At 64.0% G+C, this 9363-nt stretch carries 7 protein-coding genes; 2 read left to right on the top strand and 5 right to left on the bottom strand.

Going from position 1 to position 9363, the window contains the following annotated elements:
• Nucleotides 1–102: 102 nt before the first annotated feature.
• From ACF8GF_RS17130 to ACF8GF_RS17110, 5 genes are all read right to left on the bottom strand, one after another.
• On the bottom strand, nt 103–1638 hold the full coding sequence (locus tag ACF8GF_RS17130; protein ID WP_392488041.1) for a DHA2 family efflux MFS transporter permease subunit: 1536 nt from the start codon (nt 1636–1638) through the stop codon (nt 103–105).
• Entirely contained in the window at nt 1635–2828 is a 1194-nt protein-coding gene (locus ACF8GF_RS17125; RefSeq protein ID WP_176683319.1) for an HlyD family secretion protein, read from the bottom strand. The genes ACF8GF_RS17130 and ACF8GF_RS17125 overlap by 4 nt, the downstream gene beginning before the upstream one ends.
• A 30-nt stretch (nt 2829–2858) precedes the next feature.
• Nucleotides 2859–3332 carry a MarR family winged helix-turn-helix transcriptional regulator gene (locus ACF8GF_RS17120; protein ID WP_003247811.1) on the bottom strand — a complete coding sequence of 158 codons (474 nt, stop codon included), beginning with the start codon at nt 3330–3332 and terminating at the stop codon, nt 2859–2861.
• A 180-nt stretch (nt 3333–3512) separates the two neighbouring features.
• A complete protein-coding gene (locus tag ACF8GF_RS17115) occupies nt 3513–4145 on the bottom strand; it encodes a response regulator (protein ID WP_176683318.1) in 633 nt (210 codons plus the stop codon).
• Between the two features lie 9 nt (nt 4146–4154).
• Nucleotides 4155–5561 (bottom strand): sensor histidine kinase, encoded by a 1407-nt coding sequence (locus ACF8GF_RS17110; protein WP_392488040.1) that lies wholly within the window; start codon nt 5559–5561, stop codon nt 4155–4157.
• A gap of 196 nt (nt 5562–5757) precedes the next feature.
• Between ACF8GF_RS17110 and ACF8GF_RS17105 the strand changes: the two genes are divergently transcribed.
• Nucleotides 5758–7380 carry an acyl-CoA synthetase gene (locus tag ACF8GF_RS17105; protein WP_019437073.1) on the top strand — a complete coding sequence of 541 codons (1623 nt, stop codon included), beginning with the start codon at nt 5758–5760 and terminating at the stop codon, nt 7378–7380.
• Between the two features lie 95 nt (nt 7381–7475).
• A complete protein-coding gene (locus ACF8GF_RS17100) occupies nt 7476–9245 on the top strand; it encodes an acyl-CoA dehydrogenase C-terminal domain-containing protein (RefSeq protein WP_392461132.1) in 1770 nt (589 codons plus the stop codon).
• The last annotated feature ends 118 nt before the right edge of the window (nt 9246–9363 follow it).

Below are 9363 nucleotides of genomic sequence, written 5' to 3'. Positions count from 1 at the left end.
GCGGCGCCTGGGCTATCGCGCGCTTAGAAGCAAAATCAAAAGCCGAAGCGAGAGCGAGAGCGAGAGCGAGAGCGAGAGCATCGGGATCTTGCCTTGTTTGGCTCAATGCCCCGCCGATGCCGGCCCCGCCTTGGCGGTAAAGGGCGGCTTGGCAAACCACACCAGCAGAATCAACCCGGCAAATACCCAGCTCATCAAGGTGAAATAATCCACCGTCGACATCATGTAAGCCTGCCCATTGAGTATCTGCTCCAACTGCGCGTAACTCTGCGGACTGGCGCCGCCCAACTGCTCAAGGGTATGCCGCGTCGCCGGATCGAACTGGCTGATGTGCTCGCTCAGGTAGGCATGGTGCTGGTCCGCCCGACGAATCCAGATCCAGGTAGTCAACGAAGCCGCAAAACTCCCGCCCAAGGTCCGCAGGAAAGTCGCCAGCCCCGAACCGTCGGCAATCTGGTGCGGCGGCAGGTCTGACAGCAGGATGCTCAAGGTCGGCATGAAGAACAACGCCACACCAATCCCCATGAACAACTGCACCAAGGCCACGTGCTGGAAGTCCACCTCGCTGGTGAAACCGGCACGCATGTAGCAACTGGTGCCGATCGCCAGGAACGCCAACCCAGCCAGCACCCGCAGGTCGAACCGGTGCGCATATTTGCCCACGAACGGCGACATGATCACCGGCAGCAAGCCGATCGGCGCCACCGCCAGGCCTGCCCAGGTCGCGGTATAGCCCATCTGCGTCTGCAACCACTGCGGCAGGATCAGGTTGATACCGAAGAACCCGGCATATCCCCCAACCAGCACGATAGTGCCAATGCGGAAGTTGCGGTGCACGAACAGCCGAAGGTTGACCACCGGGTGCCGGTCGGTCAGCTCCCAGATCACGAACACCGCCAGAAACACCACCGAAATCAGGCTGCCGACAATGATGAACGACGACTCGAACCAGTCCAGATCGTTACCCTTGTCCAGCACTACCTGCAAGGCACCGACGCCGATAATAAGGGTCAACAGGCCAATGTAATCCATCGGTTGGCGGCTGGTGATCACCGGGCGCGTGCGCATCTGCTGGCGCACCACCGCAGCAGCGAACAGGCCGATGGGCACGTTGATGAAGAAGATCCACGGCCAGCTGTAGCTATCGGTAATCCAGCCCCCCAGTATCGGCCCGGCAATCGGCGCCACCACCGTGACCATCGCCAGCAGCGCCAGTGCCATCCCCCGTTTTGCAGGGGGATAGACAGCAATCAGCAGGGTCTGGGTCATCGGGTAAAGCGGCCCGGCGACCACGCCCTGCAAGACGCGAAACCCGACCAGCTCGGGCATCGACTGGGCAATACCGCACAGGAACGACGCCAGCACGAACAGCAGCGTGGCCCAGATGAACAGCTTCACTTCACCAAAGCGCCGGCTCAGCCAGCCGGTCAGCGGCAAGGCGATAGCGTTGCTCACCGCGAACGAGGTGATGACCCAGGTGCCTTGCTCGTAGCTTACCCCCAGGTTGCCGGAGATGGTCGGCAGGGCCACGTTGGCGATGGTGGTGTCCAGCACCTGCATGAACGTCGCCAACGACAGACCGATGGTGGTCAGCAGCAGACTCGGCGGCGTGAACTGGGCAGCGGCGTTGTTGCTCATCGCTGCGCCGTCTTGCCGGTTGCGCTGTTTTCGTGAATCAGCCGGGCGATCAGGTTGTCGGCTTCGACCAGCTGGTGGTCATACACCTGGGTGGTGTAGCTGGCCTTCTGCGGTGGCTGCTGGGCCAGGGCCGGACCGCTCTGGTCATGCAGGTCGACTTCGACCACGGTGGACAGGCCGATACGGAGGGGGTGGTCCTTGAGCTGGTCGGGGCTGAGGTGGATGCGCACGGGTACTCGCTGAACAATCTTGATCCAGTTACCGGTGGCGTTCTGCGCCGGCAGCAAGGCAAAGGCGCTGCCGGTGCCCGCGCCAAGGCTGTCGACCGTGCCGCTGTACTTGACCTCGCTGCCATACAAATCAGCGGTGATTTCCACCGGCTGGCCGATGCGCATCTCACGCAGCTGGGTTTCCTTGAAGTTGGCATCGATCCACACCTGATCCAGCGGGATGACCGCCATGGTCGCGGTGCCCGGCTGCAGGCGCTGGCCCAACTGGACGGTACGCTTGGCGACGTAGCCGGTGACCGGCGCGACCAACGTGGTGCGGGCATGGTCGAGGTAGGCCTGGCGCAGGTCGGCAGCAGCAGCCATGACGTCGGGGTGCGAGGACACCACGGTGTCGTCGACCAGCGCACTGCTGGTGCTGAGCTGTTGGCGCGCGCTGTTGACGGCGGCCTGGGCAACGGTCAGGTCGTCGCGGGCATGGGACAGTTCTTCTGCGGCAATCGCACCGCTGTCAGCCAGCACCTTGCGCCGGTTGAAGTCTTGCTGCGCCTTGCGCAGTTCGGCCTGGCGCGTTTCCAGTTGAGCCTTTAGCGAGTCGACGTTGCTGTACAGCCCGCGCACCTGCCGCACGGTGCGTGCCAGCTTGGCTTCGGCGGACTGCAAGGCGACTTCGCTGTCGGCCGGGTCGAATTGCAGCAATACCTGGCCGGCGTGGACCAGGTCGCCGTCATCGGCCCCGATGCTGGTAACGGTGCCAGCGACTAGCGGGGTGATCTCCACCACGTTGCCGTTGACATAGGCATCGTCGGTGCTTTCGTGCCAACGCCCGACAATGCTGTACCAGGCCCAGGTGCCTGCCCCGGCAAGGATCAGCAGCAACAGCAGGCCAAGCAGCCAGGCCTTGCGCTTGCGTGACGGCTCAGGCGCGACGGAGGGAGTCGGGGTATCTGTAGGTGTGGCCATGACAATACCTTGGATAATTCGTTACAGGGTTCAACGGTCGCCGAAGCGGCGGATCGTCAGAGGGTCGCCAGCACCGAGCAGCACCTTGGCCAGCAGGCCTTCCAGGGTCTTGAGCTCCTCTGGTGCCAGCACGCCGCACAACTCGTTCATGGCGGCGGCGCCGATTTCCGGCAGGCGGTTGGCCAGGCGCTGGCCGTCGGCAGTGAGTGCCAGGCGCACTTGGCGACGGTCGTCGGCGCAGCGGTTGCGCACGATCAGCTCCTTCTGCTCGAGGCGGTCGAGCATGCGGGTCATCGAACCGCTGTCCAGGCCCAGGTACCGGCACAGCTCGGCCGGGGTATCCACCTGGTACTGGGTGACGATGATCAGCACTTTGAACTGCGCGGCGGTGACGCCCTCTGACTCCAGGTGCCAGTCAAGAATGCGGTCTTTGAGGATCGCTGCGCGGCCAAGCAACATGCCGATGGCGCAGGTCTGGAAGTTTTCGGGGGAAAAATGGGCCATCGTTGACTGCTCAGTTAAGTGTGTAGAAATATTACTGCCTAGGCAGTGAATGTCAAAGCTTTCATTAGCAAGCTATGAAATATTTCATGACTTCTGCCTGTCTCACCGGTCTCAGCAGGCGCGTATTGCGGCCCTTTGCTACACACAAGGCCGCGCCTGCAAGGGTGTGCGTAAAGGCGGCTAACGCGCTCGCAGGCCCAGCGCCTCCACCGCCCCGCAAGCAATCGCCATTCCCACCAGTTCTGCGAGGCTGCCCGCCTGCAACCGCTTCATCACCCGCCCCCGGTACAGGTCCACGGTCTTGACGCTGATGCCCAACTGCTCGGCAATTTCGCGGTTGTTCAACCCTTGGGCCAAGGGTACGAAGACGTCTCGCTCACGCGGCGTCAGGCCATCGATTCGCGCCTGCACCAAGGCCAGCGCCTGATCGCCCTGTCGCGCCAGCCCGGCGTGCTCCAGCGCAGCCTGAACGCTGTCGAGCAGCAACTGGTCGTTGTAGGGTTTTTCGATGAAGTCGCAGGCGCCGGCCTTGAACGCCCGCACCACGATCGGGACATCGGCATGACCGCTGACGAAGATCACCGGCACCATCAGGCCACGCTCACGCATCGCCTGCTGCACAGCCAACCCGCCCAAACCCGGCATGCGCACATCCAGCAAGACGCAAGCGGGCCCATCATCGATGCAGGCGTCGAGAAACGCCTGCCCGCTGGCGAACGGCAAGGCTTGCAGGCCCACCGACTGCAGCAGCCAGACCGTAGAGTCGCGCATCCCCTGGTCGTCATCGACCACATACACTTTTGCTTGCAACACCGCCTCCCCTTATTCCCTGCTGACCGCCAGCCGGCAGCACAGTACCAGACCGCCGTTGTCACCCGCCCGCGCCCACAGGCTGCCACCAAAGCCTTCGATCAGGCTGCGACTCATGCTCAAGCCCAAGCCCAGGCCGTCGGCCTTGCTGGTGGTAAACGGCGTAAAGATTTCATCCAGCCGCTCCGGCGCCACGCCCGGGCCCTGGTCGGCTACCTCAACCAGTACCCCATCGCCATCGCGCGCCGCGCAGAGCAGGATACGTGACGGCCGCTCCCCCTGCTGCTCGCGATTGGCATCGATGGCATTGCGCAGCAGGTTGAGCAGCACCTGCTCCAGCAGCACCCGGTCGGCATACACCAAGGGCAGTTGAGCGCTCATGCGAAGTTCCACCTGCACCTGGTCCCGCGCGGCTTCCCAGGCACACAGGCGCATGGCTTCGCCAGCCAGCTCGGCCACATCCAGCGCCTCCAGGCGGCGCGGCCCCTTGCGCAGGAAGGCACGCAGACGGCGGATCACTTCGGCGGCATGGGTGGCCTGCTCGCTGATACGCTGCAGGCCCTGGCCTACCCGCTCGCGAGCCTGGGGGTCACGGTCCAGGCCCTGCAGATAACGCTGACTGGCGTTGGCATAGTTGACCACGGCGGCCAGTGGCTGGTTGATCTCGTGGGCGATACCCGAGGCCAGCTCGCCCAGGGTAGCGAGGCGGGCACTGTGCGCCAGGCTTTCCTGCGCTTCGATGCGCAAGGTGATGTCGCGGGACACGCTGACCACCTCCACCACCGCGCCGGTGTAAGTCTCACGGATCGCCCGGCTGGCGATTTCGAACCAACGGTAGCCACCTGTCGCCTGGCGCACCCGGCAAGTCATCGTGTGGTAGCCGTCCTGGTCCAGCGCGGCAGCGGCCTGACGCAGCACCTGACGCCGTTCGCGCGGATGCAGCAGGGTATGTACAGGCATGCCACGCAGCTGCTCGGGCCACAGGCCGAGCAGGCGGTAGGCTGCCGGTGAGGCATCGAGAAAGCGGCCATCGGGGCTGTGCCGGGAAATCAGGTCGGTGGTGTTTTCGATGATCAGCCGATACAGGCGCCGGGCGCGGCTGGCTTCGCGTGCGCCATGGCGCTCTTCACTGGCATCGCGGCAGCGGCCCAGCACCTGCTGGTCCTGGTTGTCCGGCATGAACGTCCACAACACGATGCGTTCGCCGACCTGCACCTCGACATCGCTGATCGCCCGATGCTGGCGCAAACAGGCACGTACCAGTGCAGCGCAATTGGCCGGCAGCCAGCGAGCCAGCTCAGGCCCTTCGGCGACCCAGGCCTGCAGTGCCGGGTTGAGTGCCAGCGGGCTTGCATCACTGGCCAGCAACAGACTGGGTTGTGGGTCGTTGGTGAGCAAGGGGTAAGCAGTGTCATCCACAGTAGGCGGCCTGTTTTTTATAGTAGTTTTACTATATTGCTATAGTCGATATTCCTAATACCATAGCGACTCGCGTAAAACTGCGACAGAGGGGGCGGCCCACCGTCCGCCCCCACTGCACCCTGAACAGAGCTAACAATCAGCCATCGGGGGTCAGGTGCACAGGCTGCGTCTGCCTCCCTTACAGGATTACCGCATGTCGATCTATGCCCAGGGCCTGATGCCCGCTGCCGTCAACCATGTCGCCCTCACCCCGCTGAGCTTCATCGAACGCACCGCTGCCGTTTACGGCAACTACCCGGCCGTCATCCACGGCGCCATCCGCCGCAACTGGCAAGAAACCTACCAACGCTGTCGGCGCCTGGCCAGCGCCCTGGCCGGCCGTGGCATTGGCCGCGGCGACACCGTGGCAGTGATGCTGCCCAACACCCCGACCATGCTCGAGGCGCACTTCGGCGTACCCATGACTGGTGCCGTGCTCAATACCCTGAACGTGCGCCTGGATGCCGAGGCCATCGCCTTCATGCTGCAGCATGGCGAGGCCAAGGTGCTGATCACCGACCGCGAGTTCCATGCAGTCATCGAAGGTGCACTGGCACTGCTTGAACACCCGCCGCTGGTGGTTGATGTAGATGACCCGGAGTACGGCGAAGGCCGCGCGGTCAGCGAGCTGGACTATGAGGCACTGCTCAACGAAGGCGACCCGGAATTTGCCTGGGAATGGCCCGATGACGAGTGGCAGGCCATTTCGCTGAACTACACCTCTGGCACCACCGGCAACCCCAAGGGCGTGGTCTACCACCACCGTGGCGCCTACCTGAACGCACTGGGCAACCAGATGACCTGGGCCATGGGCCACCGCCCGGTGTACCTGTGGACGTTGCCGATGTTCCACTGCAACGGCTGGTGCTACCCCTGGACCATCACCGCCCTGGCCGGCACCCATGTGTTCCTGCGCCGGGTCGACCCGCAGAAAATCCTGACCCTGATCCGCGAGCACAAAGTCAGCCACCTGTGCGGTGCACCGATCGTGCTCAACGCGCTGGTCAACATGCCCGAGGCGGCCAAGGCAGCCATCGAGCACCCGGTGCAGGCCATGGTCGCCGGCGCCGCACCACCGGCCAAGGTCATCGGCGCCGTGGAGCAAATGGGCATCAAGGTCACGCACACCTATGGCCTGACCGAGGTCTACGGCCCGGTGACCGTGTGTGCCTGGCATGACGAATGGGATGCGCTTTCGCTGGAAGAGCGTGCCCGGATCAAGTCTCGCCAAGGCGTGCGCTACCCGACCCTCGACGGCCTGATGGTGGCCGACCCGCAAACCCTTCAGCCGGTGCCCCGCGACGGCGATACCCTGGGCGAGATCTTCATGCGCGGCAACACGGTGATGAAGGGCTACCTGAAAAACCCTGAAGCCACCGCCGAAGCCTTCCGTGGCGGCTGGTTCCACACCGGCGACCTGGCCGTGTGGCATGCCGACGGCTATATCGAGATCAAGGACCGGCTCAAGGACATCATCATTTCCGGTGGCGAGAACATCTCCACCATCGAGGTCGAGGACGCCCTGTACAAGCACCCGGCAGTGCTGGAAGCCGCCGTGGTGGCACGCCCGGATGAAAAATGGGGGGAAACCCCGTGCGCCTTCGTCGCCCTGAAGCCGGGCCGGGAGGACACCCGTGAAGCCGACATCACCAGTTGGTGCCGCGAACACCTGGCCGGGTTCAAGGTGCCGAAGACCGTGGTGTTCGGCGAGCTGCCCAAGACCTCGACCGGCAAGATCCAGAAATACGTGCTGCGCGACCGGGCCAAGGCGCTCTGATGCCGTAGTCGTTCCCCCTTCAGGCGCGCAGCACTAGGCTGCGCCTGAGGGTTCAGCGCACGCCCAACCATCCCCCACTATTGCAAGAGCTGCCGATGACCACCTTTTCCGCCCCCCTGCGCGACATGCGCTTTGTCCTACATGACGTGCTCAACGCTTCGAGCCTGTGGGCCCGCCTGCCCGCCCTGGCCGAACGCATCGATGCCGATACTGCCGACGCCATTCTCGAGGAAGCATCCAAAGTCACCGGCCAGCTGATTGCCCCGCTCAGCCGCAACGGTGACGAGCAAGGTGTGTGCTTCGACGCAGGCCAGGTCACCACCCCTGATGGCTTCCGCGAGGCCTGGAACACCTACCGCGAAGGTGGCTGGGTCGGCTTGGGCGGCAACCCGGAACACGGCGGCATGGGCATGCCAAAGATGCTCGGCGTGCTGTTCGAAGAGATGCTCTACGCCGCTGACTGCAGCTTCAGCCTGTATTCGGCATTGAGCGCCGGCAGTTGCCTGGCGATCGATGCCCACGCCAGTGAAACGCTCAAGGCCACCTACCTGCCACCACTGTACGAAGGCCGCTGGGCCGGCACCATGTGCCTGACCGAACCCCATGCCGGCACTGACCTGGGGCTGATCCGCACCCGCGCCGAGCCCCAGGCCGATGGCAGCGTGCGCATCAGTGGCAGCAAGATCTTCATTACCGGCGGCGAACAGGACCTGACCGAGAACATCGTCCACCTGGTGCTGGCCAAACTGCCGGATGCGCCCGCCGGTGCCAAAGGTATATCGCTGTACCTGGTACCGAAATTCCTGGTCGAGGCCGATGGCAGTCTGGGCGCGCGCAACGCTGTCCATTGTGGCTCGATCGAACACAAGATGGGCATCAAGGCCTCGGCGACCTGTGTCATGAACTTTGATGGTGCCATCGGTTACCTGGTGGGCGAGCCGAACAAGGGCCTGGCAGCGATGTTCACCATGATGAACTACGAGCGCCTGTCCATCGGCATACAGGGCATCGGTTGTGCCGAAGCCTCCTACCAGAGCGCCGCCCGCTACGCCAACGAGCGCCTGCAGAGCCGCGCAGCGACTGGCCCGCGGGCACACGACAAGGCGGCCGACCCGATCATCCACCATGGCGATGTCCGGCGCATGCTGCTGACCATGCGCACCCTCACCGAAGCGGGTCGGGCGTTCGCCGTGTACGTTGGCCAGCAACTGGACGTGGCACGCTATGCCGAGGACGCCGGCGAGCGCGAGCATGCCCAGCGCCTGGTGGCACTGCTGACGCCGGTGGCCAAGGCATTCTTCACTGATAACGGCCTGGAAAGCTGCGTGCTTGGGCAGCAGGTGTATGGCGGTCATGGCTACATCCGCGAATGGGGCCAGGAACAACGCGTGCGAGACGTGCGCATTGCGCAGATCTATGAAGGCACCAACGGCATCCAGGCCCTTGATCTGCTGGGGCGCAAGGTGCTGGCCGACGGTGGTCAGGCGTTGGCCAGCTTTGCCAGCGAAGTGCGAGCCTTCAGTGTGGATGCGCCCTTGCACCGCGAGGCCCTGCAGGCGAGCCTGACGCGGCTGGAGGCCACCAGCAACTGGCTGCGGAAGCAGGCTGGCGAGGATGCCAACCTGGTCAGTGCGGTGGCGGTTGAATACCTGCAGCTGTTCGGGCTGACCGCATATGCGTACATGTGGGCGCGGATGGCGGCGGTGGCGCTGGCCAAACGTGATGAGGATGATGCGTTTCATGGCGCGAAGCTTGCGTGTGCGGCGTTCTACTTCCAGCGGGTCTTGCCGCGGGGGTTGGGGCTGGAGGCGAGTATTCGGGCCGGCAGTGGCAGCCTTTATGGACTAGAGGCCGCACAGTTCTGACCGGTGTGTCACTGACGCGCTTGTTGCAAGGGGTGCCGTGTGCTGCGAAGAGTCCGGTACAGGATTGCGAAGGGTCTCTTCGCAGCATCAGGCTACCCCTGCAGAAACGATTGCAGAC

This window comes from Pseudomonas sp. yb_5, from assembly GCF_043103865.1.
Taxonomy (GTDB): Bacteria; Pseudomonadota; Gammaproteobacteria; order Pseudomonadales; family Pseudomonadaceae; genus Aquipseudomonas; species Aquipseudomonas putida_Y.
The sequence above is the reverse complement of the archived record's forward strand: the minus strand, read 5'-3'. Positions and strand labels throughout refer to the sequence as shown.

Excerpts from the sequence above, each read along its gene's own strand:
- ACF8GF_RS17125 (WP_176683319.1), bottom strand. The coding sequence starts at position 2,828 with ATGGCCACACCTACAGATACCCCGACTCCCTCCGTCGCGCCTGAGCCG.
- ACF8GF_RS17105 (WP_019437073.1), top strand. The coding sequence starts at position 5,758 with ATGTCGATCTATGCCCAGGGCCTGATGCCCGCTGCCGTCAACCATGTC.
- ACF8GF_RS17130 (WP_392488041.1), bottom strand. The coding sequence starts at position 1,638 with ATGAGCAACAACGCCGCTGCCCAGTTCACGCCGCCGAGTCTGCTGCTG.
- ACF8GF_RS17120 (WP_003247811.1), bottom strand. The coding sequence starts at position 3,332 with ATGGCCCATTTTTCCCCCGAAAACTTCCAGACCTGCGCCATCGGCATG.
- ACF8GF_RS17100 (WP_392461132.1), top strand. The coding sequence starts at position 7,476 with ATGACCACCTTTTCCGCCCCCCTGCGCGACATGCGCTTTGTCCTACAT.